Here is a 1,044-nt window from a genome sequence, read left to right on the forward strand (position 1 = left end):
CACCCGCGCTCCTTGCCTGCTCGCCTACTTGACGCTGCTCGCGGTGTCGTTGCCCACATTGGTGGACCGCAGGTTGAAGAGCTGGTGGTCCGGGAGGATCTTCGTGCTCGGCCCGTGGTAGCCGGCGTCCTTGTACAGCCTCCACGCCTTGGTGGAGCGGTTCTTCACCGAGCTGACGCGGTCGTTGAGGCTCTTGCCGTTATCGAAGTAGTTGTTCTTGAAGTTCGCGTCCTTGTGCGTGATTTTCTTCTTTCCGCCCTTGTAGTGGCTGTTCTGGTACAGCCACAGAGCCCCCCTGGCCAGATCGCCGGAGTCGGACTGCGTCTGGCGGGGCTGGGTGGCGCCCTTGGAACTGTCGGCGACTGCGGGAACGACCGCCCCGGCTGTGAGCGTGACGATACCGATGCCCAGCGCGGCTATACGGCCCATACGCATGTTGATTCCCTTCGTTCATGGTGTGGTTGGGGTGTGTTCGGTACTTCTGCGCAGGCCCGGACCGCTCTCGTGGGCAGTGCCGGTCCAGGCCGTGCCCTAGTGATTCCAGCGGCCGTTTGGTTGTCTCGCAGCCCCTGTTCGTGCTGGTAGACAACGCAACGGCGGACTGCTTGGGGGGCCGGGGCTGGCTCGTGGGCGTCTTGTGGCGCTGTGGCGGCCGTGCTGAGGTGGACGGTCCCACGTGAACGGGGAGGCTGGACTGTAGTGGGGCGACGTGAAAAGCCGATCGATCCGGGTGCGGGGCCGGTGCAGCGGTTCGCTTTCGCCTTGCGCACCCTGCGCCGGGAGGCGGGCGGCCCGACCTACCGGGCGATGGCCCCAAAGGCGGGATATTCGACCGCTGCGCTGTCCCGCGCGGCGGCGGGCGAGATACTGCCGTCGCTGCCGTTGACGCTGGCCTATGTGCGGGCTTGCGGCGGAAACCCGCAAGAATGGGAGCAGCGGTGGCAGGAGGTGCGCGATGAAGCGGCCAGCCGGCCCCGTGACCCGGACGAGGAGGCGGCGGATCCGCCCTACCGCGGCCTGGCCCGGTTCGAGCCCGGCGACCAT

At 67.1% G+C, this 1,044-nt stretch carries 2 protein-coding genes; one reads left to right on the forward strand and one right to left on the reverse strand.

Features of this window, described 5'->3' with window-relative positions; all coding sequences use genetic code 11:
- Positions 1–24: 24 nt before the first annotated feature.
- Complete coding sequence (locus ACH4FX_RS43210; protein ID WP_398487401.1) at positions 25–435, reverse strand: peptidase inhibitor family I36 protein; 411 nt, start codon at positions 433–435, stop codon at positions 25–27.
- A 264-nt stretch (positions 436–699) separates the two neighbouring features.
- Between ACH4FX_RS43210 and ACH4FX_RS43215 the strand changes: the two genes are divergently transcribed.
- On the forward strand, positions 700–1,044 hold a 345-nt coding region (locus ACH4FX_RS43215), incomplete at its 3' end, for a helix-turn-helix domain-containing protein (RefSeq protein WP_398487403.1).

The organism is Streptomyces sp. NPDC018019 (genome assembly GCF_044327805.1).
In the GTDB taxonomy this organism is placed as follows: domain Bacteria; phylum Actinomycetota; class Actinomycetes; order Streptomycetales; family Streptomycetaceae; genus Streptomyces.